Annotated in this window: 19 protein-coding genes and 1 tRNA gene; 18 read left to right on the forward strand and 2 right to left on the reverse strand. The window is 69.0% G+C overall.

Annotation, left to right across the window (positions count from 1 at the left end; translation table 11 throughout):
- Positions 1-100: 100 nt before the first annotated feature.
- The 17 genes from ndk (at position 101) to FHT38_RS05085 (ending at position 17,091) form a co-directional block, all read left to right on the forward strand.
- Positions 101-526 (forward strand): nucleoside-diphosphate kinase, encoded by a 426-nt coding sequence (ndk, locus tag FHT38_RS05005; protein WP_091722894.1) that lies wholly within the window; start codon positions 101-103, stop codon positions 524-526.
- Between the two features lie 57 nt (positions 527-583).
- A complete protein-coding gene (gene rlmN / locus FHT38_RS05010) occupies positions 584-1,774 on the forward strand; it encodes a 23S rRNA (adenine(2503)-C(2))-methyltransferase RlmN (RefSeq protein WP_091725044.1) in 1,191 nt (396 codons plus the stop codon).
- The gene (gene pilW, locus FHT38_RS05015) at positions 1,771-2,592 is read left to right on the forward strand and encodes a type IV pilus biogenesis/stability protein PilW (protein WP_147240549.1); all 822 of its coding nucleotides are present in this window, start codon (positions 1,771-1,773) and stop codon (positions 2,590-2,592) included. The genes rlmN and pilW overlap by 4 nt, the downstream gene beginning before the upstream one ends.
- Before the next feature lie 10 nt (positions 2,593-2,602).
- Positions 2,603-3,649, forward strand: a complete 1,047-nt coding sequence (locus FHT38_RS05020; protein ID WP_183490410.1) for a RodZ domain-containing protein — start codon at positions 2,603-2,605, stop codon at positions 3,647-3,649.
- 55 nt (positions 3,650-3,704) lie between these two features.
- Positions 3,705-5,006, forward strand: a complete 1,302-nt coding sequence (ispG, locus tag FHT38_RS05025) for a flavodoxin-dependent (E)-4-hydroxy-3-methylbut-2-enyl-diphosphate synthase (protein WP_091725047.1) — start codon at positions 3,705-3,707, stop codon at positions 5,004-5,006.
- Positions 5,003-6,310 (forward strand): histidine--tRNA ligase, encoded by a 1,308-nt coding sequence (gene hisS / locus FHT38_RS05030; RefSeq protein ID WP_183490413.1) that lies wholly within the window; start codon positions 5,003-5,005, stop codon positions 6,308-6,310. The genes ispG and hisS overlap by 4 nt, the downstream gene beginning before the upstream one ends.
- A 121-nt stretch (positions 6,311-6,431) precedes the next feature.
- Positions 6,432-7,106 (forward strand): tetratricopeptide repeat protein, encoded by a 675-nt coding sequence (locus tag FHT38_RS05035; RefSeq protein ID WP_091722909.1) that lies wholly within the window; start codon positions 6,432-6,434, stop codon positions 7,104-7,106.
- A complete protein-coding gene (bamB, locus tag FHT38_RS05040) occupies positions 7,103-8,248 on the forward strand; it encodes an outer membrane protein assembly factor BamB (protein WP_183490415.1) in 1,146 nt (381 codons plus the stop codon). Before FHT38_RS05035 ends, bamB begins: the two co-directional genes overlap by 4 nt.
- Before the next feature lies 1 nt (position 8,249).
- Positions 8,250-9,599 (forward strand): ribosome biogenesis GTPase Der, encoded by a 1,350-nt coding sequence (gene der / locus FHT38_RS05045; RefSeq protein WP_091722919.1) that lies wholly within the window; start codon positions 8,250-8,252, stop codon positions 9,597-9,599.
- Positions 9,600-9,678: 79 nt separating this feature from the next.
- The gene (gene hfq, locus FHT38_RS05050; protein WP_091722923.1) at positions 9,679-9,921 is read left to right on the forward strand and encodes an RNA chaperone Hfq; all 243 of its coding nucleotides are present in this window, start codon (positions 9,679-9,681) and stop codon (positions 9,919-9,921) included.
- A 6-nt stretch (positions 9,922-9,927) separates the two neighbouring features.
- Positions 9,928-11,268: a GTPase HflX gene (hflX, locus tag FHT38_RS05055; RefSeq protein ID WP_221213734.1), complete on the forward strand. Its 1,341-nt coding sequence runs from the start codon at positions 9,928-9,930 to the stop codon at positions 11,266-11,268.
- A 143-nt stretch (positions 11,269-11,411) separates the two neighbouring features.
- Positions 11,412-12,605: an FtsH protease activity modulator HflK gene (hflK, locus tag FHT38_RS05060; RefSeq protein ID WP_255488741.1), complete on the forward strand. Its 1,194-nt coding sequence runs from the start codon at positions 11,412-11,414 to the stop codon at positions 12,603-12,605.
- 20 nt (positions 12,606-12,625) lie between these two features.
- Positions 12,626-13,522, forward strand: a complete 897-nt coding sequence (hflC, locus tag FHT38_RS05065; RefSeq protein ID WP_183490421.1) for a protease modulator HflC — start codon at positions 12,626-12,628, stop codon at positions 13,520-13,522.
- Between the two features lie 73 nt (positions 13,523-13,595).
- A complete protein-coding gene (locus FHT38_RS05070) occupies positions 13,596-13,781 on the forward strand; it encodes a DUF2065 domain-containing protein (protein WP_091722933.1) in 186 nt (61 codons plus the stop codon).
- Between the two features lie 162 nt (positions 13,782-13,943).
- The gene (locus FHT38_RS05075) at positions 13,944-15,107 is read left to right on the forward strand and encodes an ATP phosphoribosyltransferase regulatory subunit (protein WP_091722937.1); all 1,164 of its coding nucleotides are present in this window, start codon (positions 13,944-13,946) and stop codon (positions 15,105-15,107) included.
- A gap of 53 nt (positions 15,108-15,160) precedes the next feature.
- The gene (locus FHT38_RS05080; protein WP_183490424.1) at positions 15,161-16,498 is read left to right on the forward strand and encodes an adenylosuccinate synthase; all 1,338 of its coding nucleotides are present in this window, start codon (positions 15,161-15,163) and stop codon (positions 16,496-16,498) included.
- Between the two features lie 71 nt (positions 16,499-16,569).
- Positions 16,570-17,091: a phosphoribosyltransferase gene (locus FHT38_RS05085; protein WP_091722945.1), complete on the forward strand. Its 522-nt coding sequence runs from the start codon at positions 16,570-16,572 to the stop codon at positions 17,089-17,091.
- 217 nt (positions 17,092-17,308) lie between these two features.
- Here FHT38_RS05085 and FHT38_RS05090 read toward each other — a convergent pair.
- Positions 17,309-17,393 (reverse strand) — tRNA-Leu (locus FHT38_RS05090).
- A 117-nt stretch (positions 17,394-17,510) separates the two neighbouring features.
- Between FHT38_RS05090 and rnr the strand changes: the two genes are divergently transcribed.
- Positions 17,511-19,961, forward strand: coding sequence for a ribonuclease R (rnr, locus tag FHT38_RS05095; RefSeq protein WP_310737393.1), 2,451 nt, complete (start codon positions 17,511-17,513; stop codon positions 19,959-19,961).
- Between the two features lie 74 nt (positions 19,962-20,035).
- On the opposite strand, the gene FHT38_RS05100 is transcribed toward rnr, so the two are convergent.
- Positions 20,036-21,562 carry an NAD(P)H-hydrate dehydratase gene (locus tag FHT38_RS05100; protein WP_183490427.1) on the reverse strand — a complete coding sequence of 509 codons (1,527 nt, stop codon included), beginning with the start codon at positions 21,560-21,562 and terminating at the stop codon, positions 20,036-20,038.
- Positions 21,563-21,579 lie beyond the last annotated feature (17 nt).

Here is a 21,579-nt window from a genome sequence, read left to right on the forward strand (position 1 = left end):
CCCCGGCGACCCCGTCCGATGACGGGTTGTCACCTGGGGGCTTGACTTCAAGCATTACAATGCCGGGTTTTGCCAAGCCCAAGATTTTCAAGGAAAAGACATGGCCATCGAACGCACCCTCTCCATCATCAAGCCCGATGCCGTGGCCAAGAACGTCATCGGCCAGATCTACTCCCGCTTTGAAGGCGCCGGCCTGAAGATCATCGCCTCGAAGCAGAAGCAGCTGTCGCGCGCCGAAGCCGAAGCGTTCTACGCCGTGCACAAGGCCCGCCCGTTCTTCAACGACCTGGTGAACTTCATGATCTCCGGCCCGGTCCAGATCCAGGTGCTGGAAGGCGAAGGCGCCATCCTGAAGAATCGCGACCTGATGGGCGCCACCGACCCGAAGAAGGCCGAGAAGGGCACCATCCGCGCCGACTTCGCCGACAGCATCGACGCCAACGCGGTGCACGGCTCCGACGCCCCCGAAACCGCCGCCGTGGAAGTCGCCTTCTTCTTCTCCGGCCTGGAAATCAACGCCCGCTGAACCGGGTCAAGCCTCTGACCTCCGGGCCACGAGGCCCTTGAGAAAGAGGAACGCATGATGGACGCGGTCAACCTGCTCGGATTCGATCTGCAAGGCCTGGCCGCGTACTGCGAGCAGCTGGGGGAGAAGCGCTTTCGCGCGACCCAGCTGTTCCGCTGGATCCATCAGAAGGGCGCGTCGGACTTCGCCCAGATGTCCGACCTGGCCAAGTCGCTGCGCGACAAGCTGGCCGGGCGCGCCCACATCACCGCGCTGCCGGTGATCTCCGAACATGTCTCTGCCGACGGCACCATCAAGTGGTTGTTCGACGTCGGCCAGGGCAACGCCGTCGAGGCGGTCTACATCCCCGAGGACGACCGGGCCACGCTGTGCATCTCCAGCCAGGCCGGCTGCGCCGTGGGCTGCCGCTTCTGCTCGACCGGCCATCAGGGCTTCAGCCGCAACCTGGAGACCTGGGAAATCATCGCCCAGCTCTGGCATGCCGAGCACACGCTGCGCCAGCGCCTGGGCAAGGACGAACGCATCATCTCCAACGTCGTGATGATGGGCATGGGCGAGCCGCTGCAGAACTACGCCGCGCTGGTCCCGGCGCTGCGGATGATGCTCGACGACCATGGCTACGGCCTGTCGCGCCGCCGGGTGACGGTGTCGACCTCGGGCGTGGTGCCGATGATCGACCGCCTGCGCGAGGACGCGCCGGTGGCGCTGGCCGTCTCGTTGCACGCGCCCAACGACCCGCTGCGCGACCAGTTGGTGCCGCTCAACCGCAAGTACCCGATCGCGGAACTGCTGGCGAGCTGCAATGCCTATCTGGACAAGGCGCCCCGCGACTTCATCACGTTCGAGTACTGCATGCTCCACGAGGTGAACGACGCGCCGGAGCAGGCCCGCGAGCTGATCGCGCTGCTCAAGGGCAAGGTGCCTTGCAAGCTGAACCTGATCCCGTTCAATCCCTTCCCCGCGTCGGGCCTGAAGCGCAGCTCGAACGAGCGCGTCAAGGCCTTCGCCGACCTGCTCATCCAGGCCGGCATCGTGACCACCGTCCGCAAGACGCGCGGCGACGACATCGATGCCGCCTGCGGCCAGTTGGCCGGCGAAGTGCAGGACCGGACCCGCGTCCATCTGCGCATGGTGCGCGCGCCCGTGGTGGTACAGCGGGACGCGGCATCGGCCGGCACGGCGGCCCCGGCGCCGGCGGCGACTTCTTCCCCCGTCACTCCCGTCACTCCCACAGGCCCACGTCCATGACCGTTCCGTCGCCCGGCTCCGTCTTTCCGCGTCGTTCCGCCCGGACCCTGTCCGTCGTGTTGCTGATCGCCGCGGCCCTGGCCGGGTGCGCGACGACCTCGCCGCAGCAGCAGCAACCGCGGACCGAGAGCGACAAGACGGACAACGACCGCCGGGCCCAGGTGCGGCTGGAGCTGGCCAGCGGCTACTTCGCCCGCGGCCAGTACGAGACCGCGCTGGACGAGGTCAAGCTGGCGATGGCCGCCAAGCCCGACCTGCCCGAGGCGATCAGCCTGCGCAGCCTGATCTACGCCGCGATGGGCGAGTACGCGATGGCCGAGGACGGCTTCAAGCAGCTGCTGGCCCGCGACCGCAACAACGGCGACACGCTGCACAACTACGGCTGGTTCCTGTGCCAGCGCCAGCGTTATGCCGAGGCCTACCAGCAGTTCGAGGCCGCCGTGGCGCTGCCGGCCTATCGCACGCCCGCGCGCACGCTGCTGGCCTGGGGCGCCTGCGAGGCCCGCGAGGGCCGGCTGGTGCCGGCCCAGGCTCACCTGTCCAAGGCCTTCGAGGCCGAGCCCGGCAATCCGACCATCGCGCTGAACCTGGGCGAGGTGCTGTACCGCCAGGGCGAATACGAACGGGCGCGCTTCTACGCCCGCCGCGTCAACAGCAATGTGGAACAGGCGAACGCGGCCAGCCTCTGGCTGGAACTGCGCATCGAGCGCCGCCTGGGCAACGCGGCCAACATGGAAGACCTCGGTCAGCAACTGCGGCGCAAGTATCCGCAGGCGGCCGAGACGCAGGCATTGAACAACGGTCGATTCGATGAATGAGGGACATCGCATGACTCCGACGGCCGCCGACGAGGCGACGCCCGCAGCCGCATCCGCTGCGCCATCCACCTTCGGCCCCAGTTCCGCCGGCGCCGCGCTGCGGCGCGCGCGCGAGGCGCGGGGCCTGCACATCGCCGCCCTGGCCGCGACGCTGAAGGTGCCGCAATCCAAGCTGGAGGCCCTCGAGGCCGACCGCTACCACGAACTGCCCGACGCGACCTTCGCCCGGGCGCTGGCGCGCTCGATGTGCCGCGTGCTGAAGATCGAGGCGGCGCCGGTGCTCGCGATGCTGCCCAGCAGCGGCGCCGAGGCCTCGCTGGACCGCGTCACGCCGGGCCTGAACCAGCCGTTCCGCGAGCGCTCGGTGAGCCAGGAGCCGATGCTCTCGGCCGAGCTGCTGAAGCGCCCGGCGGTGCTCGGCGTGGGTGTGCTGCTGGTCGCCGCGGTGGCCGTGTACGCGATCCCGTCGAGCTGGATCGAGCAGGTGACGGCGCGGTTCCGGTCGGCGCCCGAGTCCTCGACCACCACCGCGACTCCCGGCCCGGGCAGCGCCATCGGCACCGCGCCGGTCGCGACCGACAGCCCCCCGACCAACATCGAAGCCCCGGTGGTGAGCGCCTCCGAGGCCGCGCCGCAGTCCACCGCCAGCGTGTCGACGCTGCCGCCGCAGACCTCCGGCGCCGCGACGACGATCACCGCGCCGTCCCCGGCGCCCGCGACGACGCAGGCCGCCGTCACGACGCCGCCGGCCGCCTCCACCGCCGCTTCAGTCGCCGCAGGGGCCGGCCAGCCGATCCAGGCCGGCGCGCCCGCGCCGGGCACCTCCCCGCTGAAGGTCCGCGCCAGCGCCGAGTCCTGGGTCGAAGTCGTCGACGCCAAGGGCCAGGTGCTGCTGTCCCGGCTGCTGCGTCCGGGCGATCTGGTCGACGTCCACGGCGTCGCGCCGCTGAGATTGCGCGTGGGCAACGTGTCCGGCACGGAACTGGTGTTCCGCGGCCAGCCGGTGGACCTCGCCGCCCGGGCGCGCGACAACGTCGCCCGACTTGAACTGAACTGAACCCGGACCGACGGGCGCCCCGCCAGCCGTACCCCTTTCGCATGAGCGCCGCATGATGGACAAGCCAGACACTCCCGATTCCGCCGCCGCCGACCTGTCGGACCTGATCGCCGCCGCCGCGCCCGCCGCGCGCCGCTCGCGCCAGGCCCAGGTGCGCTGGGGCAGCCGCATCGTCACCATCGGTGGCGACGCGCCGGTGCGCGTCCAGTCGATGACCAACACCGACACGGTCGACGTCATCGAGACCGCCATCCAGGTCAAGGAACTGGCGCAGGCGGGCTCGGAGCTGGTCCGCATCACCGTCAACACGCCCGAGGCCGCCGACGCCGTGCCGCACATCCGCGAGCAGCTCGACCGCATGGGCATCGACGTGCCGCTGGTGGGCGACTTCCACTACAACGGCCACCGCCTGCTGAGCGAGCATCCGGCGATGGCGCAGGCGCTGTCCAAGTACCGGATCAATCCCGGCAACGTCGGCAAGGGCGACAAGAAGGACCGCCAGTTCGCGCAGATGATCGAGGCGGCCATGCAGTACGACAAGGTCGTGCGCATCGGCGTCAACTGGGGCAGCCTGGACCAGGAACTGCTCGCCCAGATGATGGACGACAACGCCAGGCGCGCGCAGCCCTGGGACGGCAAGCAGGTCATGTACCAGGCGCTGATCCAGTCGGCGCTGTCGTCGGCGTCCTATGCCCGCGAGCTGGGCATGAATCCGGACAACATCATCATCAGCTGCAAGGTCAGCGGCGTGCAGGATCTGATCTCGGTCTACCGTGCGCTGAGCAAGCGCTGCGACTACGCGCTGCACCTGGGCCTGACCGAAGCCGGCATGGGCACCAAGGGCACGGTGGCCTCGGCCGCGGCGCTGTCGGTGCTGCTGCAGGAAGGCATCGGCGACACCATCCGCGTCTCGCTGACACCGCAGCCCGGCGAGTCGCGCACGCAGGAAGTGGTCGTCGCGCTGGAGATCCTGCAGTCGCTGGGTCTGCGCGCGTTCAACCCGAGCGTCACCGCCTGCCCCGGCTGCGGCCGCACCACCAGCACCACCTTCCAGGAACTGGCCAAGCAGATCGACGATTTCCTGCGCGCCCAGATGCCGGTCTGGCGCGAGAAGTACCCCGGCGTCGAGAACATGAAGGTCGCCGTGATGGGCTGCATCGTCAACGGCCCGGGCGAGAGCAAGCATGCCGACATCGGCATCAGCCTGCCGGGCAACGGCGAGGCGCCGGCGGCGCCCGTCTTCATCGACGGCGAGAAGGCGCTGACCCTGCGCGGCGACAACATCGCCGGCGAGTTCCACGCCCTGGTCGAGACCTACATCGAAAAGCGCTACGGCGCGAGCACCACCACCGCATGAGCAAGAACATCCAGGCCGTGAAGGGGATGAACGACATCCTCCCGGCCAGCGTCGACCGCAAGGACAAACTGCCGAGCAGCCAGCTGTGGAGCTGGTTCGAGACCACGCTGCGCGGCGTGCTGCAGCGCTACGGCTACCAGTACATGCTGACCCCGATCGTCGAGCCGACCGCCCTGTTCGTGCGCGGCCTGGGCGAGGTGACCGACATCGTCGAGAAGGAGATGTACTCCTTCACCGACAGCATGAACGGCGACCAGCTGACGCTGCGCCCCGAGGCCACCGCCGGCATCGTGCGCGCGATGGTCGAGCACAACGCGCTGTACAACGGCCCGCTGCGCCTGTGGACGCTGGGCCCGATGTTCCGCCACGAGCGCCCGCAGAAGGGCCGCTACCGCCAGTTCAACCAGCTGGACGTCGAGGCGCTGGGCTTCGCCGGCCCGGACGTGGACGCCGAGATCATCCTGATGGTCCGCCGCCTATGGCAGGAACTGGGCCTGGTGGTCGGCCAGCATGTGCGCCTGGAGCTGAACTCGCTGGGCCAGCCGGAGGAGCGCGCCGCGCACCGCGCCGCGCTGATCGCCTACCTGGAAGGCCATGCCGACAAGCTCGACGAGGACGGCAAGCGCCGCCTGCACAGCAATCCGCTGCGCATCCTCGACACCAAGAACCCGGCGATGCAGGACGTGGTCGAGGCCGCGCCCAAGCTGATGGACTTCCTGGGCGAGGCCAGCCTGGCGCACTTCAACGCGGTGCGCGCGATCCTCGACGCGGCCGGCCTGGAATACCGCATCAACACGCGCCTGGTGCGCGGCATGGACTACTACAACCTGACCGTGTTCGAGTGGGTCACCGACCAGCTCGGCTCGCAGGGCACGGTCTGCGGTGGCGGTCGCTACGACGGGCTGTTCGAGCAGCTCGGCGGCAAGCCCACGCCCGCGGTCGGCTTCGGCCTGGGCATCGAGCGGCTGCTGCTGCTGATCGACGAGCTGGGCCTGGCGGTGCCGTCCTCGGCGCCGGATGCCTACGCGATCCTGCCCGACGCCTCGGCGCTCGCCCAGGCCATGCCGGTGCTGGAAGCGCTGCGCGCCGAAGGCGTCGCGGTGCAGATGCATGCCGGCGGCGGCTCGTTCAAGTCGCAGTTCAAGAAGGCCGACGCCTCGGGCGCCCGCTTCGCGCTGGTGTTCGGCGCCGATGAACTCGCCCGGGGCGAGGTCGCGGTCAAGCCCCTGCGCGGCGACGGCGAGCAGGTGACACGTCCGCTTAACACGGCGGCTGCGTGGGCAGCCGATCTGCGCACCGCATAATCGCGGCTTCGCCGGGGTGCCCGAGGAGGGCGCCGCCGGCCGCATTCAGCAACTTCCCCCAGCCGGCCGACGCTCGCGCCGGGCCGGCTTCGACCCTCAACCGACGGACCCACACTCGCACATGGCGGCTCATCTCGATCTCGAAGAACAGGAACAGCTGGAGCAGCTCAAGGCGTTCTGGAAGCGCTGGGGCAATGCGATCACCTGGCTGCTGACGCTGGTGCTGGTGGCCTACGCCGGCTGGACCGGCTGGAACTACTGGCAGCGCAACGAGGCCGCCAAGGCCGGCGCGATGTTCAGCGAGCTGGAACGCGCGGTCCAGGCCGGCGACCTGGGCAAGGGCGCCGCCGTCTTCGGCACGCTGAAGCAGGACTTCGCCTCCACCGGCTACACGGCGCAGGCCGCGCTGATGACCGCCAAACTGCAGCTGGACAAGGAGAAGGCCGACGACGCGCGCGCCACGCTGACCTGGGCGGTGGCCAATGCCAAGGGCGAGGCCTACCGCGACCTGGCCCGCCTGAGACTGGCGGCGCTGCAGATGGACGCCAAGCAGTACGACGAAGCCGCCAAGACGCTGGACGGCGTCAAGAGCGCCGACTTCGCGCCGCTGGCGGCCGACCGCCGCGGCGACCTGGCGCTGCTGCAGAACAAGCCCGATGTCGCCAAGACCGAGTTCAAGAAGGCGTATGACGGCATGGACAAGCAGCTGGACTACCGTCGCCTGCTGGAAGTGAAGCTGGCCAGCCTGGGCGTGGCGGTGGGTGGCGATGCCGCCGCCGCGGGAGCCGCGCAATGACGGCCCGCGTCACCCTGGGCGCGCTGAGCCGGGCGCTGCTGCTGGGCGGCGTCGCGATGACGCTGGGCGCCTGCTCGCTGTTCAGCAGCTCGAACGCGCCCAAGCCGGCGCCGCTGGAGAACATCACCCCGTCGCTGCAGGCCCGTGTGGCCTGGGAAGCGCGGGTGGACAGCGTCAAGTTCCCGCTGACCATCACCGCGGTGAACGACCGCTTCGTCGTGGGCGGGTCGGACGGCGTGATCAGCGCGATCTCCGCCACCGACGGCACCACGCTCTGGCGCGCCGACATCGGCAAGGGCCTGAGCGCCGGCGTCGGCAGCGATGGCCGTTTCGCCGCCGCCGTGACGCGCGAGAACGAGCTGGTCGTCACCGAGGGCGACAGGATCCTGTGGCGCAAGACGCTGACGACGCCGGTGATCACCGCGCCGTTCGTTGCCGGCGAGCGCGTGTTCGTGCTGACGCTGGACCGCGCGGCGCTGGCCTTCGACGCGGCTGACGGCCGTCGCCTGTGGGAGCTGCGCCGTCCGGGCGAGCCGCTGACGCTGCAGCAGGCCGGCGTGATCGGTGCCTACCAGAACACGCTGCTGGTGGGGCAGGGCTCCCGCCTGGCGGGTGTCGACCCGACCCGCGGCCTGCTGATGTGGGAAGCGACCATCGCCAACCCGCGCGGCACCAACGAGGTCGAGCGCCTGGCCGACCTGGTCGGCCCGATGGCCCGCGACAACGAGGTGTTCTGCGCCCGCGCGTTCCAGTCGGCCGTCGCCTGCGTCAACGGCGAGCGCGGCAACACCATCTGGACCCGCAACAACGCCGGCCTGCGCGGCGTGGGCGCCGACGCGACGATCGTCGTCGGTGGCGACGCCTCGGACCGGCTGACCGCCTGGGGCACGCGCAGCGGCGACGTCGTCTGGACCGCCGACCAATTCCAGAACCGCAAGCTCAGCGCACCGCTGGTGACCGACAAGTCGGTCATCGTCGGCGACAGCGAGGGCTATGTGCACTTCCTGTCCAAGGACAAGGGCCAGACCGTGCAGCGCCTGCAGACCGACAGCTCCGGCATCGCCGCGGCGCCGGTGCAGCTCGGCGGCACGGTGCTGGTCGCCACCCGCAGCGGACGCCTGTTCGCGCTGCGCCAAGACTGATATGAAACCTGTGATCGCCCTGGTGGGCCGCCCCAACGTGGGCAAGTCCACGCTGTTCAACCGGATGACGAAGAGCCGCGACGCCATCGTCGCGGACTTCGCCGGTCTCACGCGCGATCGCCATTACGGCGACGGGCGCCTGGGCGATCGCGAGTTCATCGTCATCGACACCGGCGGTTTCGAGCCCGATAGCTCCACCGGCATCGTCAAGGAGATGGCCAAGCAGACCCGCCAGGCCGTGGCCGAGGCGGATGCCGTCATCTTCGTGCTGGACGTGCGCACCGGCCTGGCCGGCCAGGACCAGGACATCGGCCGCTACCTGCGCCAGTGCAACAAGCGCGTCTTTGTCGCGGTCAACAAGGCCGAGGGCATGAGCGACAGCCCGCTGCTGGCCGAGTTCCATGAACTGGGCATGGGCGAGCCGCATCCGGTCTCGGCCGCGCACGGGCAGGGCATCCGCTCGCTGCTGGAAGCCGTGCTGGACAGCTTCGAGGCGCCCGCCGAGGACGAGGCCTTCGAAGGCGAGGGTGCGGAAGAGGACGAGTCCAAGGCCATCCGCCTGGCGGTCGCCGGCCGGCCCAACGTCGGCAAGAGCACGCTGATCAACACCTGGCTGGGCGAGGAGCGCCTGGTCGCCTTCGACATGCCCGGCACGACGCGCGACGCCATCAGCGTCGACTTCGAGCGCAACGGCCAGAAGTTCAAGCTGATCGACACCGCCGGCCTGCGCCGCAAGGGCAAGGTGTTCGAGGCGATCGAAAAGTTCTCGGTCGTCAAGACGCTGCAGGCGATCGCCGACGCCAACGTGGTGCTGCTGCTGATCGACGCGACGCAGGGCGTCACCGACCAGGATGCCCACATCGCCGGCTACGTCCTGGACAGCGGCCGCGCCGTGGTGGTCGCGATCAACAAGTGGGACGCGATCGACAGCTACCAGCGCGAAACCATCGAACGCCAGATCCTGACCCGTCTTGGTTTCCTGCGCTTCGCCCCCATCCTGAAGATTTCCGCGCTGAAGCGGCAGGGCCTGGGCCCGCTGTGGAAGGCGCTGGCGGATGCCTATTCGTCGGCCTATCGCAAGATGACGACGCCGGTGCTGACCCGTCTCATCCAGGAGGCGGTGCAGCACCAGCAGCCGCAGCGGGCGGGGATCTCGCGTCCGAAGCTGCGCTACGCGCACCAGGGCGGGATGAATCCCCCGATCGTCGTCATTCACGGGAATGCGCTGGACGGCGTCAGCGACGTCTACAAGCGCTACCTGGAAGGGCGCATCCGCGACCACTACAAGCTGGTGGGCACGCCGCTGCGGATCGAGCTGCGGTCCTCGAAGAACCCGTTCGCCGAAACCTGAGTTCGCGGCCGTCCGGGGAAACCCGGTGCTGTGATAAGGTCCGGGCTTCCAACACCACTCTCACAACACGGAGCATATCGTGAGCAACAAAGGACAACTCTTGCAAGACCCCTTCCTGAACCTGCTGCGCAAGGAGCATGTTCCTGTGAGCATCTACCTTGTGAACGGCATCAAGCTGCAAGGCCACATCGAGTCCTTTGACCAGTACGTGGTGCTGCTGCGCAATACGGTGACGCAGATGGTCTACAAGCACGCCATCTCCACGGTGGTCCCCGGCCGCGCCGTGAACTTCCACGCCGGCGAGAGCAACGACGCCAGCTGACGCTGATTGACCAAACAAGACCCCACCCATTCGACGCCGCCCCCCGAGGCGGCGCGCGCCATTCTGGTGGGGGTCGATCTGGGCCGCGACGTGGCCTTCGACCCCACCCTCGACGAACTCGCGCTGCTGGCCGAGTCGGCCGGTGACACGCCGGTCGCCCGGATCGTGGCCAAGCGCAAGGCGCCCGACGCGGCGCTGTTCGTCGGATCCGGCAAGGCCGACGAGATCAAGCTGATGGTGGACGCGCTGGGCGCGCACACCGTGCTGTTCGACCAGGCCATCTCCCCCGCCCAACAACGCAACCTGGAACGCCACCTCGGCGTGCCCGTGGCCGACCGCACCGCGCTGATCCTGGAGATCTTCGCCGCGCGCGCCCAGAGCTTCGAGGGCAAGCTGCAGGTCGAGCTGGCGCGGCTCCAGTACCTCGCCACGCGCCTGGTGCGCCGCTGGAGCCACCTGGAGCGCCAGAGCGGCGGTATCGGCATGCGCGGCGGCCCCGGCGAGCGCCAGATCGAACTGGACCGCCGGATGATCGACGACCGCATCAAGTCGATCAAGGAACGCCTCAAGAAGGTCGAGCGCCAGCGCTCCACGCAGCGCCGCGCCCGCGCCCGCAACGGGGTGTTCCGCGTCTCGCTGGTGGGCTACACCAATGCCGGCAAGAGCACGCTGTTCAATGCCCTGACCAAGGCCAGGACCTACGCGGCCAACCAGCTCTTCGCCACGCTGGACACGACGACGCGTTCGCTCTACCTCGAGGAGGCGGGCACCAGCGTCTCGTTGTCCGACACCGTCGGCTTCATCCGCGACCTGCCGCACAAGCTGGTCGAGGCGTTCAAGGCCACGCTGCAGGAGGCCGCGGATGCCGACCTGCTGCTGCACGTGGTCGACGCCGCCAGCCCGGTGCTGACCGAGCAGATGGAGGAGGTCGAGCGGGTGCTCGCCGAGATCGGCGCGCAGCACATTCCGCAGATCCTCGTCTACAACAAGCTGGACCTGCTCGAGCCCACGCAGCGCCCGCGCCAGCTGCAGGACTGGCTGACGCGCATCGGCGGCGAGCACGGCGGCCAGCGCCTGCCCCGCGTCTTCGTCAGCGCGGCGCAGGGCGAGGGTCTGGACGAACTGCGCGCGATGATCGCCTCGTTGATGCAGGCCGAGCCGGTGCCCGAGTACGCCGGCCAGGCGCTCGAGGAGGCCGATGGGGCCGACGGGAACGATGATCCCGAGGTCTCCGGAAAACCGGCGTCGGCTGACGGAGATGACGGTGACGACGGCACCTTGAACGATCAAGACCTGACCCAAGCTCGGACAGTCCCGCAGGATGATCCGCAGGGGCGCACAGGCTGAGAACGCTGCGCAATGCCCGATACTCGCAACAAGACTTCCTCATCAGGATGCGTATGAATCAAGACGATCGCCTGTCCGCCGCTGGCGGCGGACGTGGCCCGCAGGGTGGAGCCCGTGGCCTGCGCCGCTGGGTGGGGCTCTGGATGAGCAATGGCCGCAACGAAGGCCCGCCCGATCTGGACGAGCTGTGGCGCGATTTCAACCGCAAGCTCTCGCGCCTGTTCGGCGGCCGCGGCGGCAATGACGGCAACGGTCCGGCCGGCAGCGGCGGCGGTAGCCCGCAGCCCGACATGAAGGGCGCCGGCATCGGCGTTGGCCTGGTGGTCGGCGTGGTGGTGCTGGGCTGGCTGGCCAGCGGCGTGTTCATCGTCCAGGAAGGCCAGCAGGGCGTCATCACGTCCTTCGGCAAGTACAGCCGCACCGTCGATGCCGGCATCCAGTACCGCCTGCCGTATCCGTTCCAGGCGCACGAGGTGGTGTCGTTCACGCAGCTGCAGTCCGTCGAGGTCGGCCGCAATTCGGTCGGCCAGGCATCGGGCCTGCGGGATTCGTCGATGCTGACGCAGGACGAGAACATCATCGACATCCGCTTCACCGTGCAGTACCGGCTGAAGGATGCGCGCGACTACCTCTTCGAGAACTTCAACACCGACGAGGCCGTCAACCAGGCGTCCGAATCCGCGGTGCGCGAGATCGTCGGCCGCAGCAACATGGACTCGGTGCTGTACGAGCAGCGCGACGCGATCGCGATCGACCTGGCCAAGTCCATCCAGGCGCAACTGGACCGGCTCAAGACTGGCATCCAGATCGTCAACGTCAACGTCAGCAGCGTGCAGCCGCCCGAGCAGGTGCAGGCCGCCTTCGACGATGCCTTCCGGGCCAACGCCGACCGCGAGCGCCTGAAGAACGAAGGCGAGGCCTATGCCAACGACGTGATCCCCCGCGCGCAGGGCCAGGCGGCCCGCCTGCGCGAGGATGCCGAGGCCTACCGCGCCCGCGTCGTCTCGTTCGCCGAGGGTGACGCGCAGCGCTTCAAGTCGGTGCTGGCCGAGTACCAGAAGGCGCCGGCCGTCACCCGCGACCGCCTCTACATCGACACGATGCAGCAGGTCTATTCCCGCGTGACCAAGGTGATGGTGGACGCCAGGAGCGGTTCCAACCTGCTGTACCTGCCGCTGGACAAGCTGATGCAGCAGACGCAGCCCGGCGGCACGGTCACGACCACGGCGCCCACGCCGGTGGTGCCGACCGATCCGGCGACCTCGGGCGCCTCGTCGCTGGGCAGCGATCCGCGCTCGCGCGACAGCATGCGCAGCCGCGACCGCGACGGCCGTTGATCGACAGGGAGCCCACAACAATGAATCGCATCGTCTCCGTCGTCGTCGGCCTGTTGATCCTGTTCATGATCGCCAGTTCGACGCTGTTCGTCGTCGACCAGCGCCAGTTCGCGGTCGTCTATTCGCTGGGCGAGATCAAGGAAGTGATCACCGAGCCCGGCCTGAAGTTCAAGCTGCCGCCGCCGCTGCAGAACGTGGTCTTCCTGGACCGCCGCGTGCAGACGCTGGACGCGGCCGATCCGCGCCCCATCTTCACCGCCGAGAAGAAGAGCCTGGTCATCGACTGGCTGGTGAAGTGGCGCATCGTCGACTCGCGCCAGTACATCCGCAACAGCGGCACGCAGCTGCGCAACCTGGAAACCCGCCTGAGCCCGATCGTGCAGGCCGCGCTCAACGAGGAAGTGACCAAGCGCACCGTGCGCGCGGTGCTGGCCACCGAGCGCGAGAAGGTCATGCAGGATGTGCGCAAGCGCCTCGAGGAAGAAGCCAAGCAGTTCGGCATCGAAATCGTCGACGTGCGGGTCAAGCGGGTCGACTTCGCCGCCAACATCACCGAGTCGGTCTACAACCGCATGAAGTCGGAACGCGCCCGCGTCGCCAACGAACTGCGTTCGACCGGCGCGGCCGAGGGCGAGAAGATCAAGGCCGATGCCGACAAGCAGCGCGAGATCATCACCGCCGAGGCCTACCGAGACGCGCAGAAGATCATGGGCGAGGGCGATGCCAAGGCGTCGGCGCTGTACTCGGAATCCTTCGGTCGCGATCCCCAGTTCGCGCAGTTCTATCGCTCGCTGGATGCGTACCAGCGCTCGTTCAAGGGCAAGGGCGACGTGATGGTGCTGGACCCGTCGAGCCAGTTCTTCAACGCGATGCGCACCGGCGGCCCGGGCGCGCCGGCGGCGGCTCCGAAGAAGTGATCCCGGGCGGGCCGGTCGGCCCGCCCGTTCGCCATCGAGCTGACCGGCCACGGCCGGGGAGGGCGGTCTCGTCATGAGCGGCGACAAGTGGCTGGCGGCGCTGGCGCTGCTGCTGATCATGGAAGGGCTGATGCCCTTCCTGAATCCTGGCGCCTGGCGGCAGCTGTTCGCCCGGCTGCTGGCGATGAGTGACGGCCAGCTGAGGTTCCTCGGGCTGGCCAGCCTCGCCTGCGGCGCGCTGCTGCTGTTGCTGCTTTGACGCGCTCCCGAAGCGCTCGAAGCATCCCAAATGGGCAGCCCGTCACGAAGGCTCGGTGAATCGTTGGCGAATCCGCGCCGGGCCCCCGCGTGAGGGGCTCGGAGGTCGAGGTTCGCCGCGACCCCGGTACAATGCCGTTTTTAACCCCCTCCCTGAACGTCCATGGCCTCTGCTTGGCTGCTGCCCGAGCACATTGCTGACGTCCTGCCCTCCCAGGCCCGCCGCATCGAAGAACTGCGCCGCGAGTTGCTGGACATGGCGCGGACCTACGGTTGCGAGCTGGTGATGCCTCCGATGCTGGAGCATCTCGACTCGCTGCTTTCCGGCACCGGTCAGGCGCTGGACCTCAAGACCTTCAAGCTCGTCGACCAGCTCTCCGGTCGCAGCCTGGGCCTGCGCGCCGACACCACGCCGCAGGTCGCGCGCATCGATGCCCACCTCCTGAACCGCGCCGGCGTGACGCGCCTGTGCTACTGCGGTCCGGTGCTGCACACCCGCGCCGAAGGCCTGACTGCGACGCGCGAGCCGCTGCAGTTCGGCGTCGAGATCTACGGCCATGCCGGGCTCGAGGCCGACCTGGAGGCGCAGGAACTGGCCATCGACGCGATGCAGCGCGCCGGCCTGACGCAGCTGGTGCTGGACCTCGGCGACGCGCGCCTGGTGCGTGGCGTGCTGGGCGATCACGCCTTGAGCGAGGACCGCCTGAATGCGCTGGTGGCCGCCATGGCCGCCAAGGACGCGGCCGGCGTGGCGGCGTTCTCCAACGAACTCCCGGACGACGTCGTCACCGCGCTGCAGACGCTGCTGCGCCTGTACGGCGGTGTCGAGGTGCTGGCCGACGCGCGCCGCGCGCTGCCGGCCAATGCGCTGGTCACGGCTGCACTGGACGACCTGGAGTGGTTGATCCGTCACCTGCGCGCGGCCTATCCCGACGTGCGCATCGGCGTGGACCTCGCCGACCTGCCGGGCTTCGGCTACTACAGCGGCGTGCGTTTCGCGCTGTACGCGGTGGGCGGCACCGATGCCGTCCTGCGCGGCGGCCGCTACGACGAGGTGGGGGCGGTCTTCGGCCGTCGCCGTCCGGCGGTCGGCTTCAGCCTGGACCTGAAGACGCTGGTGGGGCTGATTCCCGCCACCTCGCTGCGGGCCGCGGTGCGTGCCCCCTGGGGCGAGGATCCCGACCTGCGCGCGGCCGTCCGTCGCCTGCGCGAGCAGGGCGAAACCGTGGTCTGCGTGCTGCCGGGCCACGAACAAGAGAACGACGAGTTCGAATGCGACCGCGAGCTGGTTCAGGCCGGCGGTCAATGGGTGCTGCGATCGCTCTGAGCGACGCGATCCGCCCCTCCACCCCCTCAACCTCAATTCATCGGAAGAACGTCATGCAAAGCAGTGAGATCGCGCGCGGCCGCAACGTGGTGGTCGTCGGCACCCAGTGGGGTGACGAAGGCAAGGGCAAGGTCGTCGACTGGCTGACCGATCACGCCCAGGGCGTGGTGCGCTTCCAGGGCGGTCACAACGCCGGCCACACGCTGGTCATCAAGGGCGTGAAGACGGCGCTGCAGCTGATCCCCTCGGGCATCATGCGCGACGGCGTCGCCTGCTACATCGGCAATGGCGTGGTGCTGGATCCGACCCACCTGCTGTCGGAGATCGAGCGCCTGGAGAAGGCCGGCGTCGAGGTGCGTTCGCGCCTGTACATCAGCGAGTCCTGCCCGCTGATCCTGCCCTTCCACGTCGAGGTCGACCGCGCCCGCGAGGCGCTGCGCGAGAGCAGCGGCAGCGGCAAGATCGGCACGACCGGCAAGGGCATCGGCCCGGCCTACGAAGACAAGGTCGCCCGCCGCGCGCTGCGTGTGCAGGACCTGAAGCATCCGGAGCGTTTCGCCAAGAAGCTCAAGGAACTGATCGATCTGCACAACGTCGCGCTGACCGGCTACCTGAATGCGAAGGCGCTGGAGTTCCAGCCGATCTTCGACCATGCGATGGCGCTGGCGGAGCAGATCAAGCCGATGATGGCCGACGTCGGCTACATGCTGCACAAGGCGCATCTGCGCGGCGACAACATCCTGTTCGAAGGCGCGCAGGGCACGCTGCTGGACATCGACCACGGCACCTATCCGTATGTCACCTCGAGCAACTGCGTTGCCGGCAACGCCGCCGCGGGCGCGGGTGTGGGGCCGCAGATGCTGCATTACATGCTGGGCATCACGAAGGCCTATGCGACCCGCGTCGGTTCGGGCCCGTTCCCGACCGAGCTGGACTGGGAAACGCCCGGCACGGTGGGTCACCACCTGTCGACGGTCGGCCAGGAGCGCGGCACGGTCACCGGCCGTGCGCGCCGCTGCGGCTGGATCGATGCCGCCGCGCTGAAGCGCTCGATCATCATCAACGGCATCAGCGGCCTGTGCCTGACGAAGCTGGACGTGCTCGACGGCCTGGCTGAGATCAACATGTGCGTGGGCTATGAGCTCGACGGCAAGCAGCTCGACATCCTGCCGCTGGACGGCGACGACATCGCCGCGTGCAAGCCCATCTACGAAGTCTTCCCCGGCTGGACCGAATCGACCTTCGGCATCACCCGCTGGGAGCAACTGCCGGAGAACGCGCGCAACTACCTGAAGCGCGTGGAAGCGGTGATCGGCGCGCCGATCGCCATGGTGTCCACCGGCCCCGACCGCGAGCACACCATCCTGCTGCAGCACCCGTTCCAGGGTTGAGCGATCGCTCGAGCCCTGTTGTATTCCGTCTTATCCAGACCTGATCCATTCTTCGCTGAGGAGCCTCCCCCATGCTGACCGACGACGGCAAACATCTGTACGTGTCCTGGGATGAATACCATTTGCTGATCGAACGCCTGGCGCTGAAGGTGCACGCCTCCGGCTGGGAGTTCGACCAGATCCTGTGCCTGGCGCGTGGCGGCATGCGTCCGGGGGATGTGCTGTCGCGGGTGTTCGACAAGCCGCTGGGCATCATGTCCACCAGCTCTTATCGGGCCGAGGCGGGGACGATCCAGGGGCGGTTGGATATCGCCAAGTACATCACCATGCCCAAGGGTGAACTGGCCGGGAGAGTGCTGCTGGTGGACGACCTGGCGGACTCTGGCGTGACGCTGAAGGCGGTCGTGGAGCGGCTGCGGGGCATGCCGGCGATCAGCGAGCTGCGCTCGGCCGTGATCTGGACGAAGAGCGTGTCGGAGTACACGCCCGACTATTACGTTGAGATGCTGGAAACCAGCCCGTGGATCCATCAGCCGTTCGAGGATTACGACGCGCTGCGGCCAGATGCGCTGGCGAAGAAATTCGCGATCTGATGAGGGAAGGGCTGACGGATGTCGGCCCTTTTCGTTTGGGGGTTGCCGCAAGGGCGCCGCGCTCGCTGCCACCGCAGGAGAGGACTCGGTCACGCTTTGCGCGACCCCGGTTTGGACCAACGGTCCAAACCATTCGAGTCCTCCCGTGATGTCCACCGGACATCACTTCCTGGGCGGAAGAATGAGAAAAGCCGGCTCATGGCCGGCTTTTCAGAATTGGTGCCCAGGAGAGGACTCGAACCTCCACGGAGTTACCCGCTAGTACCTGAAACTAGTGCGTCTACCAATTCCGCCACCTGGGCAAGGTCAAAAGCCAACTTCTCGAAAAACTCAGCTCAAGCGACTTTGCAGTATTCTTGAGCCTTCAGTTTCTTCGAAACGCCAAACGGCTTCTGCGTTTCAGGAAAGACAAGGATTCTATTATCAAAAACTTCAAGAACGCAAGCCCCCAGAGCCATCCGCTGATGGGGGAGATCGAAGGCACGGTTCAAGGTCACCGGGATGGGCACGGATTCCTGATGCCCGACGACGGCCAGCCCGACGTTTACCTCTCCTCGCAGGAAATGCACGCCGTGATGCACGGCGATCGCCTGCGGGTGCGCGTTGTGCGCTTCGACAAGCGCAACCGCCCCGAAGGCCGCGTGCTGGAGATCCTGGAGCGCCGCAAGAAGCCCATCATCGGCCGGCTGCTGCTGGAGTCGGGCATCTGGCTCGTCGCGCCCGAAGACAAGCGTTATGGCCAGGACATCCTGGTCCCGAAGAACGCGATCGCCAACGCCACCGCCGGCCAGATCGTCGCGGTCGAGCTGACCGAACCGCCGTCGCTGTACTCGCAGCCGGTCGGCCGGGTGACCGAAGTGCTGGGCGAGATCGACGACCCCGGCATGGAGATCGAGATCGCCGTGCGCAAGTACGAGGTCCCGCACGCCTTCAGCTCCGACACGCTGCAGCAGGCCGCGAAGCTGCCGGACCGCGTCCGCGCGGTCGACATGAAGCACCGCATCGACCTGCGCGACGTGGCGCTGGTGACCATCGACGGCGAGGACGCGCGCGACTTCGACGACGCCGTCTATTGCGAACCCCACAAGCAGGGCAGAGGCAAGACCGCCTTCAAGGGCTGGCGCCTGCTGGTGGCGATCGCCGACGTCAGCCATTACGTCAAGCCCGGCGAGCCGCTGGACCGCGACGCCTATGAGCGCGCGACCTCGGTCTACTTCCCGCGCCGCGTGATCCCCATGCTGCCGGAGAAGCTCTCCAACGGGCTGTGCTCGCTGAATCCGGAGCAGGACCGCCTGTCCATGGTCTGCGACATGCTGGTCACCGAGGCCGGCGAACTGCACGCCTACCAGTTCTATCCCGCGGTCATCAACTCGCATGCGCGCTTCACCTACACCGAGGTGGCGGCGATCCTGGGCAACACCCATGGCCCCGAGGCCCACAAGCGCCAGGCGCTGGTGCCGCACCTGCTGCACCTGCACGAGGTCTACCGCGCGCTGCTGTCGCAGCGGGCCAAGCGCGGCGCGGTGGACTTCGAGACCACCGAGACCCAGATCGTCTGCGACGACAACGGCCGCATCGAGAAGATCGTGCCGCGCACCCGCAACGAGGCGCACCGGCTGATCGAGGAGGCGATGCTCGCCGCCAACGTCTGCGCGGCCGACTTCATCGCCGGCGGCAAGCACGCGTCGCTGTATCGCGTCCACGAGGGCCCGACGCCGGAGAAGCGCGGCACGCTGCAGGCCTACCTGCGCACGCTGGGCATCGGCATGGGCATCAGCGACGATCCCACGCCGGGCGAATTCCAGGCGATCGCCCAGGCGACCAAGGACCGTCCCGACGCCCAGCAGATCCACACGATGCTGCTGCGCTCGATGCAGCAGGCGATCTACACGCCGTTCAACTCGGGCCACTTCGGCCTCGCGTACCAGGCCTACACGCACTTCACCAGCCCGATCCGGCGTTATCCGGACCTGCTGGTGCACCGCGTGATCAAGGCCCTGCTCGGGACGAAGAAGTACGCCCTGGACGCGCACAAGATGGAAGCGGCCAACCCGCTGCCCAAGCGACCGGGCAAGGCCGCGCCGAAGATCCCGAACCCGGGCCTGGCATCGACCGAGCTCGAGCGCTGGGAGGTGGTCGGCGCGCACTGCAGCGCCAACGAGCGCCGCGCCGACGAGGCCTCTCGCGATGTCGAGGCCTGGCTGAAGTGCCGCTACATGCGCGACCACCTGGGCGAGGAGTTCGCCGGCACCGTCAGCGCGGTGACGAGCTTCGGCCTGTTCGTGCAGCTCGACGCGATGTACGTCGAGGGCCTGATCCACATCACCGAGCTCGGGGGCGAGTACTTCCGCTTCGACGAGGTCCGCCAGGAACTGCGGGGCGAGCGCACCGGCATCCGTTATGCCACCGGCGCGCGCGTGCAGGTGCAGGTCAGCCGCGTCGACCTGGACGGCCGCAAGATCGACTTCCGCCTGGTGCGCGAGCAGGACGAGCACCGCCTGCTGCGCGGCGCCCACCGCGACAAGTTCGGCGACAAGCGGGGTGACGGCAAGGGGCCGGCGCGCAAGCAGGACAAGCGCGCCGAGCAGCGTGCCCGGCGTGAAGCCGCGGCCGCGCCCGCCGCGACGGTCGAGCCGATGCCGCTGCCGCCGCCGGACCCGCCCACGGCGGTCGATGCGCTCGAGCGCATCGAGCAGGCCGACCGCGTGCTGAAGGCCGAGCGCCGCAAGTCGGAACGCGCGACCAAGGGCGCGTCGGCGCATCCGGTCAAGGCGGCCAAGCGCACGGCGCGCGGCGCGGCGAAGTCGGTCGCCGCGAAGGGCAGCGGCGCCCCCGCGGCCAAGACGACGCGTCGCAAGCGAGGCGCCTGACGGAAGATCACCCGCTTCGAGCGGGACGACACGAGGCCTGGCATTGCCAGGCCTTCGTCGTTGTGGGCGCGCGGCTACGCTGCCCGGGCGTGCAGCGCGGCCATCGCGGCCACGAGGTCTGCGGCGAGCATCGGGCCGGCGTGGCCTTCCGCGGCGGCACCGTGCCAGGCGACGGCCGCCGTGGCGAGATCGTGTGGCGAGACCTCCGGCGACTGCGCCCACATGCCGCCGATCCAGCCGGCCAGCACATCGCCGCTGCCCGCCGTCGCCAGCGCCGACGAGCCGGTGCTGTTGATCGACAAGGGCTGCGCCGCCGAAGCGACGACGCTGCCCGAGCCCTTCAGCACCACCGTCGCGCCGAAGCGCTGCGCGAGCTGCGCGGCGGCCGCGAGCCGGTCGGCCTGCACGTCGGCGGCTGACGTCAGTCCGAGCAGGCGGGCGGCTTCCAGCGGATGGGGCGTCAGGAGGGTCGACCAGCCATGGGCGGCGCGACGGCGCAGCGAGGCCTGCAGCGATTCATCGCCGGCCACGAGGTTGAGCGCGTCGGCATCGAGCACGACGTGGCGTGCGCCATGCAGCACGGTCGAGAGCGCCGGCGCGATCGCCGTCCCGCCGCCGCAGCCGCACACCGCGACGACGTCCCGCCAGGCTTCGGCGGGAGCGCTCCAGCGCGCGAAGTCCCAATGCATCAGCTCCGGCCGGGCCGGCCAGGCCAGGCCGTCGTCATCGGGCAGCGCCGCGTAGACACGCCCGGCGCCGGCCGCGAGCGCGGAGGTGGCTGCGAGCCACGCGGCGCCGCGCATCGTCGGCGCCCCGCCGAGCACGACCACGTCGCCATGCCGCCCCTTGTGGCTCGAGGCCGACCGGCGGAAATCGCGCTGCCAGCGCGCGATGCGCTCACGGCCGAAGAGCGTGGCGGGCGCTTGCGCGACGGCGCCCTCGGCCGGCGCCTCGCCGAGGTCATCGAACCACAGGCGCCCGGCGAGCGCGCGCCCTTCGCCGGTGAACAGCCCGGTCTTGAGTGTCAGGAAGGTCAGCGTGTGGTCGGCCTCGACCACGTCGGCGCCCAGCGGCTGGCCCGTGCGCGCGTCGAGCCCGCTCGGCAGGTCCACGGAAAGCACCAGGGCGCCAGCACTGCGCAAGGCGGCGATGGCCTGGATCGCTTCGACGAACGCGCCGTCGGGCGCGCGGTTCGCGCCAAGGCCGAGGAGGGCATCGATGACCAAGTCGGCATCGTGTGGCAGCGGGGCGAGGTCGGTGAGCGGCGTCAAGCCAGCGGCACGAGCGCCGTCGAGCGCATGGGCCGCATCGGTGCCCGGGCGCGGTTCAGCCCCGATGAGACGCAGGTCGACGCGCCATCCGCGTGCCGCGAGATGCCGGGCCGCGATGAGGCCGTCGCCGCCGTTGTTGCCGGGGCCGGCGATGACGACGGCGTGGCGGCCGAGCGGTCGCAGCGCCAGCGCGAGTCGGGCGACCGCCAGGCCGGCTCGTTCGATCAGCGTGTGGGGCGGGTGGCGCGAGAGCGCGGCCGACTCGATGCGTCGACTCGACGCCGCATCGTGCAAGGGCTGCGCGAGGGAGAGGGGGAGGACGGGCCGCATGGCGCCGACTCTAGCGC

The organism is Mitsuaria sp. BK041 (genome assembly GCF_014193085.1).
GTDB lineage: Bacteria > Pseudomonadota > Gammaproteobacteria > Burkholderiales > Burkholderiaceae_C > Roseateles.